The 18,289-nt window shown below is 71.6% G+C and carries 23 protein-coding genes; 12 read left to right on the top strand and 11 right to left on the bottom strand.

Features of this window, described 5'->3' with window-relative positions:
- The first annotated feature begins 28 nt into the window (after positions 1-28).
- Complete coding sequence (locus JOM49_RS16830) at positions 29-718, top strand: SGNH/GDSL hydrolase family protein (protein WP_209665222.1); 690 nt, start codon at positions 29-31, stop codon at positions 716-718.
- 27 nt (positions 719-745) lie between these two features.
- On the opposite strand, the gene JOM49_RS16825 is transcribed toward JOM49_RS16830, so the two are convergent.
- Genes JOM49_RS16825 through xylA form a run of 4 tightly spaced genes read right to left on the bottom strand, consistent with a single transcriptional unit; the run spans position 746 to position 5,221 of the window.
- Entirely contained in the window at positions 746-1,888 is a 1,143-nt protein-coding gene (locus JOM49_RS16825) for a hypothetical protein (protein ID WP_209665221.1), read from the bottom strand.
- Positions 1,889-1,941: 53 nt separating this feature from the next.
- Positions 1,942-3,054, bottom strand: a complete 1,113-nt coding sequence (locus JOM49_RS16820; RefSeq protein WP_209665220.1) for a hypothetical protein — start codon at positions 3,052-3,054, stop codon at positions 1,942-1,944.
- A 37-nt stretch (positions 3,055-3,091) separates the two neighbouring features.
- Positions 3,092-4,030, bottom strand: a complete 939-nt coding sequence (locus JOM49_RS16815; RefSeq protein ID WP_209665219.1) for an aminoglycoside phosphotransferase/kinase family protein — start codon at positions 4,028-4,030, stop codon at positions 3,092-3,094.
- 21 nt (positions 4,031-4,051) lie between these two features.
- Complete coding sequence (xylA, locus tag JOM49_RS16810) at positions 4,052-5,221, bottom strand: xylose isomerase (RefSeq protein WP_209665218.1); 1,170 nt, start codon at positions 5,219-5,221, stop codon at positions 4,052-4,054.
- A gap of 95 nt (positions 5,222-5,316) precedes the next feature.
- On the opposite strand from xylA, the gene JOM49_RS16805 reads away from it, so the two are divergent.
- The 8 genes from JOM49_RS16805 (at position 5,317) to JOM49_RS16770 (ending at position 10,947) form a co-directional block, all read left to right on the top strand.
- Positions 5,317-6,456 (top strand): ROK family transcriptional regulator, encoded by a 1,140-nt coding sequence (locus JOM49_RS16805; protein WP_209665217.1) that lies wholly within the window; start codon positions 5,317-5,319, stop codon positions 6,454-6,456.
- Between the two features lie 199 nt (positions 6,457-6,655).
- The gene (locus JOM49_RS16800; RefSeq protein WP_209665216.1) at positions 6,656-7,363 is read left to right on the top strand and encodes a type VII secretion target; all 708 of its coding nucleotides are present in this window, start codon (positions 6,656-6,658) and stop codon (positions 7,361-7,363) included.
- Positions 7,363-8,394: a CHAP domain-containing protein gene (locus JOM49_RS16795; RefSeq protein ID WP_209665215.1), complete on the top strand. Its 1,032-nt coding sequence runs from the start codon at positions 7,363-7,365 to the stop codon at positions 8,392-8,394. Before JOM49_RS16800 ends, JOM49_RS16795 begins: the two co-directional genes overlap by 1 nt.
- Entirely contained in the window at positions 8,391-8,669 is a 279-nt protein-coding gene (locus tag JOM49_RS16790; protein ID WP_209665214.1) for a YbaB/EbfC family DNA-binding protein, read from the top strand. Before JOM49_RS16795 ends, JOM49_RS16790 begins: the two co-directional genes overlap by 4 nt.
- Positions 8,669-8,923: a hypothetical protein gene (locus tag JOM49_RS16785; protein ID WP_209665213.1), complete on the top strand. Its 255-nt coding sequence runs from the start codon at positions 8,669-8,671 to the stop codon at positions 8,921-8,923. The genes JOM49_RS16790 and JOM49_RS16785 overlap by 1 nt, the downstream gene beginning before the upstream one ends.
- Positions 8,916-9,224 carry a DUF6317 family protein gene (locus JOM49_RS16780; protein WP_209665212.1) on the top strand — a complete coding sequence of 103 codons (309 nt, stop codon included), beginning with the start codon at positions 8,916-8,918 and terminating at the stop codon, positions 9,222-9,224. The genes JOM49_RS16785 and JOM49_RS16780 overlap by 8 nt, the downstream gene beginning before the upstream one ends.
- Positions 9,221-10,408 carry a hypothetical protein gene (locus tag JOM49_RS16775; protein ID WP_209665211.1) on the top strand — a complete coding sequence of 396 codons (1,188 nt, stop codon included), beginning with the start codon at positions 9,221-9,223 and terminating at the stop codon, positions 10,406-10,408. The genes JOM49_RS16780 and JOM49_RS16775 overlap by 4 nt, the downstream gene beginning before the upstream one ends.
- A complete protein-coding gene (locus tag JOM49_RS16770) occupies positions 10,408-10,947 on the top strand; it encodes a hypothetical protein (protein WP_209665210.1) in 540 nt (179 codons plus the stop codon). Before JOM49_RS16775 ends, JOM49_RS16770 begins: the two co-directional genes overlap by 1 nt.
- On the opposite strand, the gene JOM49_RS16765 is transcribed toward JOM49_RS16770, so the two are convergent.
- Entirely contained in the window at positions 10,938-11,711 is a 774-nt protein-coding gene (locus JOM49_RS16765) for an ESX secretion-associated protein EspG (RefSeq protein ID WP_209665209.1), read from the bottom strand. The two genes, JOM49_RS16770 and JOM49_RS16765, sit on opposite strands and share 10 nt — an antisense overlap.
- 62 nt (positions 11,712-11,773) lie before the next feature.
- Here JOM49_RS16765 and JOM49_RS16760 point away from each other — a divergent pair, with 62 nt between their 5' ends.
- A complete protein-coding gene (locus JOM49_RS16760; protein WP_209665208.1) occupies positions 11,774-12,523 on the top strand; it encodes a helix-turn-helix transcriptional regulator in 750 nt (249 codons plus the stop codon).
- Here JOM49_RS16760 and JOM49_RS16755 read toward each other — a convergent pair.
- From JOM49_RS16755 to JOM49_RS16730, 6 genes are all read right to left on the bottom strand, one after another.
- Positions 12,504-13,028 (bottom strand): hypothetical protein, encoded by a 525-nt coding sequence (locus tag JOM49_RS16755; RefSeq protein ID WP_209665207.1) that lies wholly within the window; start codon positions 13,026-13,028, stop codon positions 12,504-12,506. The genes JOM49_RS16760 and JOM49_RS16755 overlap by 20 nt on opposite strands.
- Positions 13,025-13,732, bottom strand: a complete 708-nt coding sequence (locus tag JOM49_RS16750; protein WP_209665206.1) for a hypothetical protein — start codon at positions 13,730-13,732, stop codon at positions 13,025-13,027. Before JOM49_RS16750 ends, JOM49_RS16755 begins: the two co-directional genes overlap by 4 nt.
- A complete protein-coding gene (locus JOM49_RS16745) occupies positions 13,722-14,012 on the bottom strand; it encodes a type VII secretion target (protein WP_209665205.1) in 291 nt (96 codons plus the stop codon). The genes JOM49_RS16750 and JOM49_RS16745 overlap by 11 nt, the downstream gene beginning before the upstream one ends.
- The gene (locus JOM49_RS16740) at positions 14,009-15,184 is read right to left on the bottom strand and encodes a WXG100 family type VII secretion target (RefSeq protein ID WP_209665204.1); all 1,176 of its coding nucleotides are present in this window, start codon (positions 15,182-15,184) and stop codon (positions 14,009-14,011) included. Before JOM49_RS16740 ends, JOM49_RS16745 begins: the two co-directional genes overlap by 4 nt.
- A gap of 2 nt (positions 15,185-15,186) precedes the next feature.
- Positions 15,187-15,642 carry a hypothetical protein gene (locus JOM49_RS16735; RefSeq protein WP_209665203.1) on the bottom strand — a complete coding sequence of 152 codons (456 nt, stop codon included), beginning with the start codon at positions 15,640-15,642 and terminating at the stop codon, positions 15,187-15,189.
- Positions 15,643-15,742: 100 nt separating this feature from the next.
- Positions 15,743-16,072 (bottom strand): hypothetical protein, encoded by a 330-nt coding sequence (locus tag JOM49_RS16730; protein WP_209665202.1) that lies wholly within the window; start codon positions 16,070-16,072, stop codon positions 15,743-15,745.
- Positions 16,073-16,158: 86 nt separating this feature from the next.
- On the opposite strand from JOM49_RS16730, the gene JOM49_RS16725 reads away from it, so the two are divergent.
- Positions 16,159-16,722 carry a hypothetical protein gene (locus JOM49_RS16725; RefSeq protein WP_209665201.1) on the top strand — a complete coding sequence of 188 codons (564 nt, stop codon included), beginning with the start codon at positions 16,159-16,161 and terminating at the stop codon, positions 16,720-16,722.
- A 42-nt stretch (positions 16,723-16,764) separates the two neighbouring features.
- Positions 16,765-18,267 carry an asparagine synthase (glutamine-hydrolyzing) gene (gene asnB / locus JOM49_RS16720; protein ID WP_308158764.1) on the top strand — a complete coding sequence of 501 codons (1,503 nt, stop codon included), beginning with the start codon at positions 16,765-16,767 and terminating at the stop codon, positions 18,265-18,267.
- Positions 18,268-18,289: the final 22 nt, after the last annotated feature.

Genomic DNA, 18,289 nt, shown 5'->3' with positions numbered 1-18,289 from the left:
CGCTCCCGGAATCGGCCTAGGAGGTCCGATGCACCGCACGACGCTCGCCTTGCTCGCGCTGTTCGCCGCCATTTTGTTCCCGGTTCCCGCGTCCGCGGACGCGCCGGCTCGCATCATGGCGCTCGGCGACTCGATCACCGGCTCGCCCGGCTGCTGGCGCGCCCTGCTCTGGCAGCACCTGCAGCAGACCGGCCACACCGACATCGACTTCGTCGGCACGTTGCCCGCCCAGGGGTGCGGCTTCCCCTACGACGGCGAGAACGAGGGCCACGGCGGCTTCCTCGCCACCGGCATCGCCAACCAGAACCAGCTGCCCGGCTGGCTCGCCCCCACCGACCCGGACATCGTGCTGATGCACCTCGGCACCAACGACGTCTGGAACAACCAGGGCACCGCCAACATCCTCGGCGCGTACAGCAAGCTGCTCGGCCAGATGCGCGCGAACAACCCGTCCACGGAACTGATCATCGCCCAGATCATTCCGATGGCGGCCCCCAACTGCGGCCCGTGCGCCCAGCGCGTGGTCGACCTGAACGCCGCCATCCCCGCGTGGGCGCAGGCCAACAGCACCCCGCAGTCGCCGATCACCGTCGTGGACCAGTGGACGGGCTTCAACCCGGCCACCGACACCTACGACGGCGTGCACCCGAACGACTCCAGCGGCATCCAGAAGATCGAGAGCCGCTGGTACCCGGCGCTGGCCGCCGCGCTCGGCTGAGGCCGGAGCGGTCAGCGCCGGTCCGGCTCAGCAGACGTTCTGCGGGCTGTTCACCAGCGTGTTGTTCACGAAGTTCGTGTTGTTGCCGCACGGGTTCTCGGTGATCGCCGAGTTCGTCACGGTCAGGTTCCGCACCGTGACGTCCGAGGTCACCGGGAACTCCGCGCGCGAGGCGAGCCGGATGTCACCGGGGCCGGCGACCTTCCCGCTCTGCGCGGCCAGGTTCACGTTGTAGCAGTTCTCCAGCAGGATCGCGTTGCCGCCGGTCTGCGCGATGTCCAGCCGGTCGATCACCATGCCGCCGCTTTCCGACACGCAGAACACCCCGCGCCCGCCACCGCGCGCGATCACTTCGCCGACGCGGATGTTGACCGGGTACGAGTTGCCGATGCGCCCGTTGCGGTTGGCCGTGCGGAAGGCCGCGTACCCGGTGCCGGTGCCCGCGCCGCTGCCGTCGACCTTGGTCACCGTCGCGTTGATCGTTTCGTTCAGCAGCAGGCCCGAACCGCCGGTGTCGCGGGCGACCACGGTGCCGACGGTCAGCCCGTCCACCCCGTACGTCTCCACCCCGTGGGTGCTCGAACCCTGGATGTAGGCGTAGTCGAGGCGCACGTTCCTCGTCCACTTCGAGGTGTCGCCGCGGTTGTCGATGCGGACGCCGAGACCACTGGACAAGCGCATGTCCAGCTGGCCGAGCGTGACGTTCTCGGCGTTGCGGATGAAGATGCCGTACAGCGGTGACCCGGTCAGGTTCAGGTGCTGCACCTCGATGTCCCGCACGTTCCTGGCGTAGACCGGCGCCTGGTCACCGGAACCCGAGCCGGTCACGTTGATCGTGCCGCACACGTCCAGCACGGTGTAGCTGGGCAGGGAGAACCGGCTGCCCGCGCTCATCGAACCGGAGCCCCGGACCACGATCCGCTCCTTCCAGGTGCGTCCCGCGCTGAGGCTGCCCGCGGCCGACTGCAACGCCGAAAGCAGGCTGGTTCCGGTGTAGACGGTGTTGCCACCGTTGCGAACCGTCCACGTACCACCGTTGTTCACCGCCTCCGCGTTGAACGAGCCGGTGCCGCAGTCGGCCTGGGGCCCGGCCGACGCCGCGGGCAGGGCGGGCAGCAGCGCGGCGAACAGGGCGGTCGCGGTAAGCGCTTTCCCGATCAACGAGCGCATCGTCGCTCCTCGTCTCTGGATGACGCTTGGGAGCGCTCCCAAGCGTCGGGAGACTAACAGAGGTAGTCCAGGTGCACCCCGTCGATGGACCAGATCCCGGACGCGTCCCCGCCGTGCGCGGCCAGCAACGCCGGGAAGTAGTCACGCAGCGCTTGCTCGTAGCTCACCTGTCCGGCGGCCAGTTCCCCCGCGGCGGTGACGATGCGGCCGAGGTCGGCTTCGATGCGCGCACGGCTCATCGACGGGGTGCGCGGCCCGTCCTCGTCCTCGAACACCAGCGCCGGGTCGAACTGGCTGAAGCTGGGGAAACGCCCGGTGTCCGGGATGATCGAGCGGAACGGCACGCCGTTGAAGAAGTACTCGAACCAGCGGCCGCCGGAGAGGGTCAGCCACGGCGTCCCGGTGGCGAGCACGGCGAGACCGAACCCGGTGTGCGGCGACAGGAAAACATCACTCGCTTGGACCAGGGCCAGTTGTTCGGCCAGCGGGACATCGAGCGCGCTCACCGGGCGTGACCGGTGCCCGAGCAGCTGCCGGAAACCGCTTTCTCCCAGCGTCGTGGTGGTCCGCCCGTCCTGGCCGAGCTTGCCCAGCAGCACGATCTCGGCTTCGGGGTACGCCTCGTGCAGCGCGTCCAGGATGAGCAGCCACGAGCCGGCCGACGGGTACAGCGCCGGATCGCCGGAACCGCCCGGCAGCACGGCGATCCGTGGCCGGTGCTCGCGGCGGACGCTCTCCGGCAGTTCGAAGCGCAGGTGCTGCCGGGGCAGGTACCCGACGCGGCGGTCGCAGGTGAAGGTGCGCTTCTCCCGCGCGATCAGGTGTTCGTCGGCGGCGGCGTAGTAGTCGCGCATGCCGGGGAACATCTCGAGCTGGAAGTCCTGGTACCGCCTGCCGTCCTCGATGACGTAGTCCCATTCGCGCGGCAGCACCGCCAGCCGGCCGGCGGAGTCCGCGCACGGCTCCACAAAGGAATGATCCATCGCGTACCTGGCCGAGACGAACGGGCAGAAGTCGGCGAACTCCACCGCGGTGGCCGCGTTCAGCGCCACGGTGATCTCCCGGCCGGGCCGGGCCGCGTGGTGCCCGTTGGCGTAGTACAACGCTTCCACCGCGTGCCCGATCGAGGGGGCGTAGAAGAAGTTCACCAGGACGCGCTCGCTCATGGGGCACACCCTGGCAGCGCCGCCGCGGCGGCGAAACCTATTTTCCGAGCCCACCGGCCGGTTCGGTGGCCCGCCAGTGCTCCAGCACCGGCTTCAGGCCCTCGACCAGCAGCGGCAGTTCCGGTGCCAGCGCCAGGCAGCCGACGACCTGCAGGTTGCGCACGGATTCCATGAACCGCAGCACCCGCGGGTCCACCGGCCGCAGCCCGAGCCGGGCGGCCTCGGCGTCGTAGGCGGCGACGCCCTCGTCCCCGATCGAGACGAGGTCCCATTCCACCGGTGCGCGGGTGACGTGCTCGAAGTCGGAGAAGTACACCCGGCCGGGTGTTTCGATCAGGTTGTAATAGGGCGCGTCTCCGTGCACGGGCTGGATCGTGGCGTCCGGGAACTCGGCCAGGAAGGCGTCCTCGGAGGCGATGACCGGTTCGACGATCGCCCATTCCCGGCGCGCGCGGTCCAGGTCCTCGGGCGCCAGCAGGTCGGGACGGTCCGCCAGTTGCGCCAGCGCGTCGTCCATGAAGCCGTCCATCGGCTCCAGGAAACGCAGTTCACCGGGGTACTCACGCAGCAGCGAATGCAGGCGGGCGGTGAGGGCGAGCCGCGGACCCGTTTCCAGCGCGGGCTCGGTCACGCCCTCGATCAGTTCCCAGAAGGTGATGCCGAACCCGTCGCGGCGCACCGGCTCGGCGGGCACCAGCGGACTCGGCACCACGGTGGGTTCACCGCGCTCGGCGAGCCACCGGGTGACGGCGAGTTCGTTGCGCTGGAAGCGTTCCTGCTGCGCAGGGGTGACCGAGCGCGGCAGGACCGTGGGCACGCGGGCGATCACCGGCGCCGGGTCCAAGGCGACCACCACGGAGAACACGTCGTAGATGGTCCTGGGCGCGGTCACCGTGAGCCCGAGTTCCCGCGCCGCCTCGGTGGCGGCGCGGGACGCACGATCGGTACGGGCAGCGAGTTCGTCCGGTGAACGCATCCCCGTACCCTAATTGATCTTTCAGCGAGCCCCGGTGAGGTGGTCGAGCGCCAGCTGGGCGAGGCGGACGAAGCCGTAGCCGCGCTCGCCGGCCTTGTCCGGGTCGAAGTCCTCGAAGGCGGACCGGTCGGCGAGCAGGTCGGCGGCGGTCTCCCCGGCGTTCAGCGTGGGCACGGCCAGCTCCGGCACCAGCGAGGCGGCCAGCGCCTCCTGCACCTCGGGATCGGCGCGGAAGGCACGCGAACGCTCGGCGAAGATCAGGTAGCTGCGCATGTTCGCGGCCGCGCTCTCCCACACGCCGTCCATGTTCTCGGTGCGCAGCGGCTTGTAGTCGAAGTGGCGGGGGCCCTCGTAGCCGCCGTGCTCGAGCAGGTCGACCAGGAAGAACGAGGACAGCACGTCACCGTGGCCGAAGACGAGGTCCTGGTCGTACCGCGGCCCGCGCTGGCCGTTGAGGTCGATGTGGAACAGCTTGCCCTGCCACAGCGCCTGGCCGATGCTCTGCACCACGTTGAGCCCGGCCATCTGCTCGTGGCCGACCTCCGGGTTGACGCCGACGATCTCGTGGTTCTGCAGGGTGGAGATGAACGCCAGCGCGTGGCCGACGGTGGGCAGCAGGATGTCACCGCGCGGCTCGTTCGGCTTCGGCTCGAGCGCGAGGCGCAGGCCGAGGCCCTGGTCGAGGACGTACTGGGCGAGGAAGTCGATGCCCTCGCGGTAGCGGTCCATCGCCGCGTTGATGTCCTTCGAGGCGTCGGTCTCGGCGCCTTCGCGGCCACCCCAGAGCACGAAGGTGGACGCGCCGAGTTCGGCGGCCAGCTCCATGTTGCGCATGGTCTTGCGCAGCGCGTACCGGCGGACCGCGCGGTCGTTGCTGGTCAGGCCGCCGTCCTTGAACACCGGGTGGCTGAACAGGTTGGTGGTGACCATCGGCACCACCAGGCCGGTCTCGGCCAGTGCCGCGCGGAAGCGCTTGAGGTGGCGCTCGCGCTCGTCGTCGGCCGAGCCGAACGGGATCAGGTCGTCGTCGTGGAAGGTGATACCCCAGGCGCCGAGGTCGGACAGGCGGTGCACGGCCTCGACCGCGTCCAGCGGCCCGCGGCTCGCCGGGCCGAACATGTCGTTCGCCTGCCAGCCCACGGTCCACAGCCCGAAGCTGAACTTGTCCTCGCGCGTCGGTGCCTGCGTCATCACGCCTCCATGAATAAGTTTGATGCCTGAACTTATCCGCGTCCCGAGGTCCGGTCAAGCCTTTCGTTCAGGCATCGAACGAATACAATCGGCCGATGATCGAGCCAGCCGGACAACACACCGTGCGCCGGCACAACTCCGCCCTCGTGCTGCGCGCGATCGCCGACGGACCCGGGGTCTCGCGCGCCGGGCTGGCCGCGGCGACCGGGCTGACCAAGGCGACCGTGTCCACCGTGGTGGACCGGCTGATCGCCGCCGACCTGGTCGCCGAGGGTGAGCCGGAACGCCGCAACGGACCCGGCAGGCGCGGCACGGTGGTGTCGCTGTCCCCCACCGGGCCGCACGGGCTCGGCATCGAGGTGGGCGTGGACTACCTGGCGTACTGCCTGGTCGACCTGACCGGCGAGGTGCGGGCGGAGCAGGTCCGGTTGGCCGACAACCGGACGCCGGAGGTGTTCGAGCGGGCCGGGGAGTTCCTGCGTGCGGCGATGAAGGAGGCCGAGGCGCTGGGCGTGCCGGTGGGCGGTGTGGGGATCGCCGTGCCCGGCCTGGTCGAGTCGTCGACCGGGGTGGTGCGGCTGGCGCCGAACCTCGGGTGGCGCGATGTCGACCTGGCCGCGGAGCTCGGCGGGACGTTCTCGGTCGGCAACGAGGCGAACTTCGCCGCGCTCGCCGAACTCTGGCACGGCACGGGCCTGCCCGACTTCGTGCACGTCTCCGGGGAGATCGGCATCGGCGCGGGCCTGGTGCTCGGGCGGTCGTTGTTCGAAGGCGTGCGCGGGCTGGGCGGCGAGATCGGCCACCTGCCGGTGAACCCGCAGGGCCCGCGGTGTTCCTGCGGCGCGCACGGGTGCTTGGAGCGGATGGCCGGGCAGGAGGAGATCCTGCGCCTGTCCGGCGCCGATTCGGTCGACGACCTGGTGCGACTGCTGGAGGACGGCGCTCCCGTCGCGGTCTCGGCGGTCCGCGAGGCCGCCCGCTGGCTCGGGATTGGACTGTCCACTGTGGTCAACCTGGTGGACGTGCCGGCGGTGGTGCTCGGCGGCACCTACGCGCGGCTGGAGCCGTGGCTGCGGGAACCGCTGCTGGCCGAACTGGAGCAGCGGGTGGCCAGTTCCGCGTGGTCCCCGATCCACCTGGTGCGTTCGCCACTGGGCACCGGCGCCGCCGTCCGGGGCGCGGCCGCCTCGATCATCCGCGACATCCTCGCCGCCCCCGATGTACCACGAATGTGACTCCATCCGGCCGGTGGCGAATGCTATGAGTGGGGCATTACTTGCAATCAACGCAAGTAATGCCCCACTCATAGCAATCAGCACAGTCGCCGGCGCCGGGTGACCGCCACCCCGGCCGGATGTTCCCGGCGTGCAGCAGAGTGGACCGGGTGTGCAGCGGCGTTACCCCCGTACGCGCGTGGCGGCTCAAGATCGGCGCATGAGCAAGTTGAGCGCCGAGCAGATCGCCCGGCACGCACGGGAGGCCGGGTTCAGCGGCGACGGGCTGACCACGGCGGTCGCCGTCGCGCTGGCCGAGTCCGGGGGTGACCCCAGGGCGCACAACAGCACCCCGCCCGACAACTCCTACGGGCTCTGGCAGATCAACATGCTCGGCGCGCTGGGGCCGGAGCGGCGCAGGCAGTTCGGCCTCGACTCGAACGCCGAACTGTTCGATCCCGAGGTCAACGCCCGCGCGGCCAACAGGATCTCCGGCGACGGCAGGTCGTTCACCCCCTGGTCGACCTACACCAACGGCGCCTACAAGAAGTACCTCGACGACGCGCGCCGGGCGACCCGTGCCAAGCCGGGTGGCGGCTCATCGGGCGGGGGTCCCGGCTACACCGTCGACCCCGAACTGGTCGCCGGGTACGTCAAGCGCACCAGGCGGCTCTCCGGCGAACTCGCCACCGCGGGCAGGGAACACCTGCGCGGCGTCCGCGAGATCGCCGACGGCAGCTTCGGCCTGATCGGCAAGGAGTCCGGCTTCGCCGCCGCGCTCGACGGGTTCTCCGCCGCCCTGCACCGCCAGGTCCGCGGCATCTCGGCAGGCGCGGACGCACTCGCCGACCGGACGGCCAGGGCCGCCAAGGCCTACCGCGACCAAGAAGACGACACCGCGCGCCGCCTCGGCAGGAAGGCTCCCTAGTGGACACCCGGCAACTGGCGAAGCAACTCGCCCCCGACCTCTTCTCCCACCGCAACAAGCTCGCCGGCAAGGCCGAGGACGCGGTCCGCGCGCAGTTCTCCCTGCACCAGACCGCCGGCGCGCTCGACGAGCACCGCGACGCGCACGCCAAGGCCGCCGAGAACGTGCTCAGCCACTGGAAGGGCGAAGGCGAGCGCGGGTTCGAGAGGCAGTCCGACCGGCTCGACCGCCGGCTCAAGGTCACCGGTTCCGCCGGCAGGCAGGCCGAGCGGGTGGTTTCCGAGGTGAGCGCCGCGTTGTCCGGCGGGCACACCGCGGCGCAGCGGCTGATCGACGAGTACCTGACCAAGGCCACCCGGCTGCTCGATGCCGGATTCGCCGTCAGCGGCGCCGGATCACCGGCTGCGCTGCAGAAGGCGGTCGCCGGGGTCGCCGATCTCGTTCCCCACTACACCAAGGAATCCGTCACCAACCTCCGCCGCGTCCATCGCGAAATGGAGGAGGCGGCCAAGAAGCTGCGCGCGCTCGAAAAGGAGATCGAGCACGACGGCATCCACGACCTCGGCCACGAGCGCGCCACCAAGCCCGCCGACGCCGAGCACCAGGGCAACGGCAAGGCACGCACCATCATCTCCGCCGCCCGCAAGGAACTCGGCACCCGCGAGAACCCGCCGGGCAGCAACCGCAACCCGTACGGCCCGACCGCGGCCTGGTGTTCCTCCTTCGCGACCGCGATGTGGCGCAAGGCGGGCGTGAAGATCCCGATCCTGCCCTTCACCGGCGACGTCTACCGCTGGGGCCAGGAGCACGGCAAGTCGTACGGCCGCAACCAGCTGGACAAGGCCAAACCCGGTGATGTGCTGCTGTTCGGCACCGGGCCGGGCAGCCCGTCGACCAGCACGCACATCGGCATCGTGGAGAAGGTCGACGGCAACACCGTCACGCTGATCGAGGGCAACTCCGGCGACCAGGTCCGCCGCAACACGCACAAGCTGAGTCCGGCCACCTTCTACGGCGGGGTGCACCCGTGATCACCGGGACCGCGCGCGACGCGGACGCCGGGATCACCGTCGAGGTCGCACCCGGCGGCAGCCTGCAGGACCTCACCTTCGACCAGCGCTCGCTGCGGCTGTCCGGCGAACGGCTGGCCGAAGCCGTGCTGCGGCTGGTCGAAACCGCCACCGCACGCGCCGACCAGCGCGTGCGCCACGAGTTCGGGCTGGGCGAGGCGGAGCTGACCGCGCTCGGCATCGGCGGGGACACCGAACTCGCCGAGAACACCACCCCGGACACGTGGAGGGTCTGATGGAGTCGAAGACCGCCGACCTGGCGGCGATCCGGCAGTCGGCCGCCGACGGTGGTGCCACGGTGACCGTGGACCACAACGGCAAGCTGGTCGGCCTGGAACTCGGGCGCGCCGCGATGACGCTGTCCCCTGCCGAACTGGCGGCGCTCGTCCGCCGGCTCGCCGCCACCGCCACCGCCGCCGCGCTGATCGACGGCGTGGCCTGCCTGACCGGGCTCGGCGGTTTCGACCTCGAAGGGATCGACCATGCCTGACGGCTACACGGTGAACACCACCAGCCTCGCCGCCCGCGTCGGGGAACTGCGGGCGGTCGCCGGCGCGGTCACCGCCGCGGCGTCCGCTTTGGACAGTGCGGGTGGCGACCTCGGGCCGGGCGACCTCAACGCCGCGGTCACCGAGGTGGCCCAGGAGTGGCGTGACGGGCTCGCCGAGATGACCGCGAAGATCGACAAGATCGCCGGGAACGTGGCGGACGCGGTCGACGGGTACGAGACCTGCGAAGCCACCAGCACCGAATCGTTCCGGCAGGTCTTCGGCACGGTGGTCGCGCCATGACGACCTATCCGACCCTCGGTTTCGACCCTGCTCCCGGAGACCGGTTCGCCGTCGCCGCGGTGCTGGAAGCCATGGCCAGTGCGCACAACCAGATGGCGGAGTGCTCGAAGCGGCTGCTCGAAGCCGTGCGGATCACCGACGACAGCGAATGGGGCGGGGACGCCGCCGAGGAGTTCAGCGACCACGGTGACGACCTGCCCCAGGCGCTGAGTACCGGGATGACCGCCGTGCAGGCCGTCGGCGAAGCGCTGAACACCTGGATCGGGCAACTCGTGGCCAACCAGAACAAGGCGCAGGACCTGGAGAACCGCGCGAAGGCGGTCCTGTCCGCCGCGGGTGGGAAGGTCGACGACGAGCAGGAAGCCCGGCTGCGCGCGATCCTCGAGCAGGCGCAACGGTTGCAGGCCAAGCACGAACGCGAGGCGAACGCCGCCGCGTCGGCGATCCGCGGCGGTCCCGGTGACGCCTTCGAGCCGGAGAACGACGGATTCGGCGTGCAGTTGCTCGACGGGATCTCGGTGGCTTCGGGTGAGGTCGCCAAGTGGAGCGGGACGGTCGCGGCAGTGGCGGCCGTGGTCCCGGGTGGACAGCCGCTCGCCGCCGGGGCGGGCACCCTCGCGGCGGGTGCCGCCGGCGTGAACACCCTGGCCGGGCTCGGGCAGAAGGCGGCGGGCTCGACCAACGCACCCAGCTGGGGCACGCTCGCGCTCGGCGTGGTCCCGGTCCGTACGGCCACGTCGGCGGTTCGAGGGCTCCGCCGAGGTGGCGCGCTGAACGGGGCGAGGAAGGGCTTCGGCGAGAACAGCTTCGTCAAGACCGCCAACGACGTCAAAGCCATCCGCAGGCACAGCCAGGGCACGCCGACCCTGCGGGACGCGCTGGCGCACAAGGCCAGCCGCGACGAACTGGCCAGGGGCCGCGAGCTGGCGGGCGACCGGGCCGGTGACCTCAAGAACGGCGAACTGCGCGAACTCGCCCGTGACCAGGCGAGCCGCGAGGCGGTCGCGGCGGGGCTGCGCAGCCCGTTCGACGCCTACGAAAGCTACGAAAAACTCGGTGGATCCGGTGGGAAGCTCCCCCCGGAGGCAGCCCTCTTCCGGGAAGGCCTCACGTTCGCCGCGGACCCGTCCGCCGACCGGGTCGAACGGATCATCACCAACGGCACCAAGGAGATCGCCAAGTGATGCGCCTCGCCTTCCCGGCCGGTGCCCGCCGGATCGCGCTGACCGACGCGGACCGGGCGATCCGCGAGCTCACCGAGGTGCTCGGCGGGCTGCGCCACGACCCGGCGGGGGTGCTGGAACCGATGGCGGCCGAGGTCGTCGAGACGGCGATCGAGGGCGGGGCGTTCGAACTGGCGCTGGTCGCCCCCGAGGGCGCCGATCCGGCCGTGCTCACGCTGGTCGCGATGGAGGTGCCGGACGGCTGGGACGTCACCGGCGCCGAGGCACTGCGGGACGCGATTGAGGACGTCGGCGGGCCGGACGTGCGGGAGACCAGGGCGCTGGACACCGAACTCGGCCCGGCCGTGCTGACGCAGCGCGTGCCCGGCGTCGAGCAGGGGCGCACCGGGGAGCGGCTCACCTTGCAGTTGCAAGGTTTTCTGGTGGAGCCGGGGAGCAACCGGATGCTGCTGCTCACCCTCGCCGGACCGTCGGCCCGCGGCTGGGACGTGCACCAGCGCTGGTTCACCGAGCTGGTGGCATCGGCGGGTCAGCGGTGAACGGCGTCCAGCAGTCCGGCCAGCCGCCGGGCCATCCAGGTGCCGTCGGCCGGGGTCAGCGTGGCCAGTCGCTCGCCGTTGACCGTCTCCACGGTGACCGCGTACCGCCCGGCTTCGGTGTCGTACCAGCTCAGGATGGGCGAGCGGCCGCCACGGCCGTTCGCGGCGACCTGCCCGGCGGCGGTGCGCCCGGACCCGGTGATGGTGGCGAACGCCCGGACCGCGCGGCCGGTGACGCCCGCGTCGGCCAGCGCGCGCTCGAAGCCGTCGTAACCGGTGCGGGCGTAGGCGTCCATGGCGGCGGAGAACGCGGTGCGCGGCACGCGGACCGGCTCCCCCGGACCCGCCGGGAGTTCGCCGATGACGTTCGCGATCGCCGTGGTCAGGTGGCTCATCGCCAGCGGCTCCAGCGCCACCTCGCGTTCGTCGAGCACGGCCAGCACCGCCTGCTCACCGTCCCCGGCGGCCAGCATGCGCAGCGACTGCGCGCCGAAGATCAGCGCGTCGACCGAAGCCAGCGGCCGGTCGAGCACCTCGAACATGCGCTCCAAGCCGGCGTCGAGGTCCTCGCCGCGCACCAGCCCGGCCTCCTCCAGCCCGGCGAAGACCTCGCTGCCCAGCGCGTCGCGCTCGGGCAGGGTCGCGCCGTGCGAGGGGACTTCCAGCGGATAGGGCGGTTCGCCGTCGGCGAGGTCCTCCCACAGCAGGTCGAACTCCAGGTGGGACAGCACCACGCCACTGGTGGTCGACGTGCGCCGCGCCATTTCCGGTCCTCTCTCGTTTACCGTAGGCAGAATAGCGGCACGAAACGCGGTGATCACCCAGCATGCGCCAAGAACTAGCGGGCGGACTGCTCATCGTGCGGGCTTCGGGCGCCGACGCGGTGAAAGCCGCGCTCACCGGCGCCCAGTCCGCACCGGAGCGGATCCAGTTGCTGCTGGGCTGCCCGGTGCCGCAGGCCGCCGCGTTCAGCTTCGGTGACTGCTCGCTCCAGACCCAGCCCGGCGGCGTGGTGCTGCTGACCGTGCCCGAAGCGCGGCTGACCATCGGGTTCGCCGAACTGCGGCCGCTGATGTTCCAGCCGGTCGAGGTGGCACCGGCGCTGCGTTCGGTGTTCGCGGGCGCGGTCGCGCAACTGCTGGCCGCGGGGCACGCGCTGGACCCGCACGGCCTGGCCCACCACCTGCTCGGCCTGGCCGAACTGGTGCTGCGCAGCGCGTTGCGCAGTGAACTGGACCGGTCCGACGCGGCCGAGGCGCGCCGCCGCGAGGCGGTCGCCTACATGCGGGCGCACCTGGCCGATCCGACGCTGAGTGCGGAACGGATCGCCGACGCCCTGTTCATTTCCCGCCGCCGGCTCTACCAGCTCTTCGACGACGGCCAGGGCGTATCCGAACGCATCCGCGTGATGCGCATCGAAAAGGCGAAAGCCCTGCTCGCCGATCCGGCGAAGGCGGCACGGGGAATCGCGGAAATCTCCCGTGACTGCGGTTTCACCAACGCGACGCACTTTTCCCGGTCGTTCCGGAAACTGGTCGGGGAAACCCCGCGTGAATTCAGGGAACGCGCGCGGTGAAATCGACGCTGGTGACCAGCCGCCCGGCGATCGCGGCGAGGTCGAGCCAGCCGCGGCCGGACGGCGAGTGCAGGGTGAACACCGCCGCCCGCGCGCCCGCGCGATCGAGCACCACGGCCTGCAACTGCGCGCCGCCGAGCAGGATGCGCTCGGTGATCACCACCGGATAACCACGCGCGGTCTCGGCCTGGGTGACCTCGCGGAGGCCGGGACCGCCCGCGTCGGCCAGGTAGTACCGCAGTTCGGCGGCGTTCTCCGTGGTCACCGCGCGGTCGACCGGCACGATCCCGCCGACCAGGATGCCCGGATCGGCACCGGGGTGCTCGACCAGCGCGAGCAGCGCGGCGGACTGCTCGTGGGCGAGTTCCGCGGCCTGCACGGCGGCCGCTTCCAGGGTCGGGTCGTTCTCCCGCAGGCGGGCGAGGAGCTTGCGCAGTTCGGTGGTCGTCTGCTCCACCGAACGCAGCGACACCGAGGTGATCCCGGGGACCGAACCCAGCTTCATCGGGCCAGGGCCGCGGCGAACGCCCCCGCCGCGAGCTCCGGCTCGGCCCGCGCCGCGGCCGGGCGCAGCACCGTGGCCGCCAGATCGGCGGCGAACGCGGACTGCGCGGCCAGCGCACCGCCCACCCCGCCGAACAACTCGGCGCGCCCGGGCACCCTGGCGGCCGCCTCGGCGCCCTCACTGTCCACTGTGCGCAATCGGACGGTGACGCGCTCGGCTTCGGCGAGGTGGTCGCGTTCGAGCAGGTGCGCGGCTTCGAGCACGCGCTCCAGCTCGCGGGTGAGCTGCTCGTGCCGTGCCACCGCGGCGTGGCGCTGGGCTTCGACGCCGGGCGCGGTGCTGAACTGGGCGGTCACCGTGGCGCTGTCGACCTCGTCGGACGCGGTGAGCAGCGACCGCTTGAGGCGCAGGGCCCGGTGGTCCAGCTGCTCCGCGCGACGCCGGTTGGCCAGCAGGGTGCCCGCCCACTCGTCGAGGATGGTCGCCGCCGCGTGCAACGCCTTGCCCGCCGCGGTCACCTCCCCCGGCACCTCGGCCAGGCGCCTGCCGAACCCTTCCGCGGCGGTGCCGGTCCAGCTCGCCGGGCCGGAGGGCAGGCCGGGCAGCCGGGCGGCGGCGCGGGCGCAGCGCTCGGCCGCGGCCATCACCGCGTCGGGGCTGCCGGGGGCGGGGTCGAAGCCGAGGCCGCGGTAGTCAGTCCGCATCGGGGAGTTCCCGCGCGGCCTGGTCTTCGCCCTCGGTGTAGGCGTCACGGGCGCGGCGGACGTCCGCCCCGGCCCGGCTGAGCTCGGTGTGCACGGAGCTGATTCTGCCCGCCCAGGTGCCGATCAGCTCGTCGACCGCGGCGGTGATGCCCGCCGGGCCCAGCTCGCCGCCCGCGCCGGTGCCGAGGGCGGCGGCCGCCGCCCGCACCTCGTCGGCGGCGGCGTCCAGCCGGTTGGCGGTCGCGGTCAGCTCGGCCGGATCGACCCCGTGCCCGGTCATTCGCCGAGCACGGACGGGTAGGCGGGCGGCAGGTCGTCCATCAGGTCCAGGCCGTCGGCCCAGCGCACGCGGTGCTCCTTGTCCTCCTCGCGCCCGGCGCCCTGGCCCTGTGGCGGGTAGAACGCGGACCCCAGGCCGCCACCGCCACCGCGGGCACCACCACCGGCCAGACCGGGACCAGCACCCGCGACCCCGCCGCCGCGCGGTCCCCCTGGGATCCCCGCGACACCACCACCCACGCCAGGACCGGGCATGCCCGCGGCGACACCACCGGCGGCACCCGCTCCCGGCACCACGCCGACGGCCGGGCCGCCGACGGTCGGGCCGGGCACCGCGGTGCTGCCACCACTGGGCACCAGGCCCGCGGCATGCGTGCTGGTGTCCAGCGGACCGTCTTCCGGGACCGCGGGCACGGCAGGGGCCGGAGCACCGGGGGACGGGCTTTCCCCCGGCGCGGCGACCGCGGGCGGGGTCGGCTTCGCGTCCGAGACGACCACGGCGGGCGCGGCGTCGAACGGCTGCGGGAGTCCACTGTGGACACCCTTGCTGGCCGACTCGTACTGCTGCATCACCCGCACCGCCTCGGCCTTGGCCTCGGTGGCTTCCTTCTTGGTCGGCAGGTGGTCGTCGAGCAGCTGGTCCATCATGTACAGGCCCTGCGGCCCGTCCAGCGCCTTGACGTCGTAACCCTGCCGGAACCAGCGCTCGGCGTGGTAGTGCACCGGCTCGGGCATCTTGTGCTGCGCCTCGACGATGGCCGAGGTGTAGGCGTCCAGCCCGCCGCCGACCTGGTGCGCCTGCCCGCTCACCCGCGCGGCCCAGGTGGTCAGCGCCGACACCGACTCGGCCGCCTTCGCCGCCGACGGCCCGCGCCAGGAGTACATCAGCTTCTGCACCGTGCGGCGGATGTCCTCGGTGGCCTGGTCGACGTTCTTCGCCACCCGGCCCCAGTCGTGCGCCACCTCGCCCAGCGCACCCGGCTCGGCCGACTTGATCATGTCCCAGAGCTGGCGGTGCTCGTAGACCTGCCAGTTGACCGGCGCGAAAACGTCGTCCTGGCGCCAGTTCCGCTGCCGCTGCCGGCGCACCTTGCGGTCCCGCGCGCGCTGGCGGGCCGTGGGTTCGCGGCCCTCGGAGCGGTAGCGCTTCTTGCGGTGCTCGTTGTACTCCATGCTCACTCCGGGCGCAGGGCTTGGGCGGCGGCCTGGTCGTGCTGCTCGTGCGTGGCGCGCACCCGGCCGATCGTCCGGCGGAGCTCGGTCAGCTCGGCGAGGTAGCCCTGGAGCGCGGCCTGCAGTCCGCCGGCCGCGTTGCCGCCGCGCAGGCCGAAGGCGGTGCGCATGGGGCGGGTGACCGGACTCGAGCCGTCACGCAGGGTGGTCCCGAGCTTGGCCGCCTCCGTCAGGTGCCGCGACAACTCGTCGTGCCACCGGGCCAGCTCGGCTTCGGCGTCGATGATCTCGTCGTAGTCGAGTTCGAGCACGTCGGCGGGGTCGGCGAGCACCCCAGCCGAACCCGCGCCCGTCGGCGGCGCCACCTCGGCCGCGCGCGGGACCCGTCCCGGCTCGCGGTCCTCACGGGCGGACTCGGCCAGCCGCCGGGCGTCTTCCTTGTCGCGCACTCTCGCCATGCCGTCATCCTCGCCGACGTGCCGGACCTGAACCGGCGTTCATTGCACCACGAGGCAAGAGATGTGCACAGTGGATCTCTTCCCGGACACTCGGCCGAACTCAGCGACGAGGGCGCTGCTGGGGCTGGCGGCGCTGTTGTTGCTGCTGGGGCGTCCTGGCCCGCGGCTGCTGTTGCGCGGGGCGCTGGCGAGGCGCCTGCGGCTTCGCCCGGGGCGGGGGCCTTCGCTCCTCGCGGTCTTCGTCGAGTTCGGGTTTGGGCCGATTGGCCCAGGAGTCGAACACGAGCAGTAGCACCGCGAGCACGGCGAGGCCGATGCCGACGTCACGAAGGCCGACAAACACGATCAAAACGACCGAAACGACCACCATCGGGACGACGACGACCCAGCAGAGGGGGTCGATCCGCCCGAACTTCGGACTCCCTGCCATGGCCGTCTCCCTTCGCCTTTGCATTCGAAAGGCGTCACTGGGCGTTCACCCTAACTTGCCCCCCGGCCGCCGAGTACTGTCGCGCCATGCCAATCCTGGGTGGGCTGATCGCCGCTGTTTTCGGGACCGTGTTCGTCATGGTGAACGCCAACGAACCGCTCAATCCTACGGTCGGGCTGATCGTCCGCGTACTGGCCGGTCTCGCACTGGCCTCGTTCCTGATCATGGGCGTGCTCGCCCTGCGGCGCGGGCTCGCCGCCCCGCCCTCCGCGGAAGCGAAGGGCGCCACCTGGTTCGGCGTCAAGTACTGGCTCGTGGTCGTCGGCGAACTGGTCCTCTTCGCCGCCGGTTCCGCGGTGCTCCGGCTGCTCGACGCGCCACCACAGACCGGAGTCGCCTGGGTCGCCTTCGTGGTCGGCATCCACTTCATCCCGTTCGCCTCGATCTGGCACGAGCGGAGCATCCTCGTCCCGGCCTACGTGCTCACCGCGCTCGGTGTCATCGGCCTGATCATGGCGCTGACCTCGGCGGTCGCCTGGACGCCGATCGTCAGCGGGGTGCTGTCGGGGCTCACGCTGCTCACCGGCAGCCTGTACGTTTCGTCACGTTCGCTGCGCTCGGACCCGGCGAAGGCCCCCTCCGCCGCCTAGACTCGACTCCCGACCTCGGGAGGTAGCACAGTGTGCGGAATCGTGGCTGCGGTCGGTGAAATCGACGAGGAGCAGGCCCGGCGCTGCCGGGAGATGCTCGCCCGGATCAAGCACCGGGGCCCGGACGACACCGGGGAGATCCACCGGGGCCGGGTCTGGCTCGGGCACCAGCGTCTGTCCATTATGGACGTCGAGGGCGGCGCCCAGCCGATGAGCGGGCCCGACGACACCTACCTGGTGGCCAACGGCGAGATCTACAACCACCGCCACATCCGCGAGGACCTCGGGCACGAGCTGTTCGAGACCGGGTCGGACAGCGAAGCCGCGCTGCACGCGCTGATCGTGGACGGCCCCGCCGGGCTGGCGCGCCTGCGTGGCATGTTCGCGCTCGCGTTCATGACCGAGGACGAACAGTTCCTGGTCGCCCGCGACTCGGTGGGCGTGAAGCCGCTCTACTGGGTGCGCCGCCCGGAGGTGACGCTGTTCGCCAGCGAGCTGCGTGCCTTCGACGAGGCCGACCGCCCGCTGGTGGAGAGCTTCCCGCCGGGCTGCTGCTGGAGCCCGAACGGCGGCCTGGTGCGCTTCGCCGACGCCGTGCCCGCCGTGCTGCGGCCCGCGCACCGCGCCGAAGAAGCCGGGGTCTGGGGCGAGGGCCTGCTGAAGTCGGTGCGCGAAACGATCGTGACCGCGGTGGAGAACCGGATGATGAGCGACGTCGGCATCGGCGTGTTCCTCTCCGGCGGGCTCGACTCGGCCATCGTCGCCGCGATCGCCGCCGAGTACGCGCTGCGCCACCGCCAGCCGCTGCCCACCTTCGCCATCGGCGCCCCCGGCAGCTCCGACCTGGCCGCCGCGCGCGTGGTCGCCGACCACCTGGGCACCGAGCACCACGAGATCGTGATGACCGCCGAAGACGCGATGACGGCGCTGCCGAAGGCCGTGCGCGCGATCGAGCACTTCGACCCGTCGCTGGTGCGCAGCGCGGTGCCGAACCTGCTGCTCGCCCAGTACGCCTCGAAGCGGGTGCACGCCGTGCTCACCGGTGAAGGCGCCGACGAGCTGTTCGCGGGCTACGACTACTACCACGAGGAACCGTTCACCGATCCCGACGCGCTGCAGGCCGAACTGGTGCGCACGGTCAACGAGCTGCACCACCTGAACCTGCAGCGCTGCGACCGCACCACGATGGCCTTCGGCATGGAGGCGCGGGTGCCGTTCCTGGACCGGGACGTGATCAGCGTGGCGCTGACGATCCCGCCGGAGCACAAGATGATCGGGCCGGGCCGCGAGGCGAAGAAGCTGCTGCGCGACGCCTTCCAGGGCTGGCTGCCGGAGGAGATCCTGCGCCGCGGCAAGGAGCAGTTCGGCGACGGCTCGGGCGCGAAGGACGTGCTGGAGCAAGCGGTGCACGCGGCGCCGGAGGTCGCCGAAGCCGAGGGCGTGGAGCTGCGGTCCAAAGAGGAGGCAGCCTTCTACGCCATTTGGCGCAACGAGCTCCATGGCATTCGTCCCGGGTCCACGCTCGGTTTGTTCGCCACCACCTGAGCGATCGGTGAGTTGCACCACT

Origin of the sequence: Amycolatopsis magusensis, assembly GCF_017875555.1 — a bacterium.
Taxonomy (GTDB): Bacteria; Actinomycetota; Actinomycetes; order Mycobacteriales; family Pseudonocardiaceae; genus Amycolatopsis; species Amycolatopsis magusensis.
Note: the sequence above shows the minus strand (reverse complement) of the source record. Positions and strands in the feature narration are given on the sequence as shown.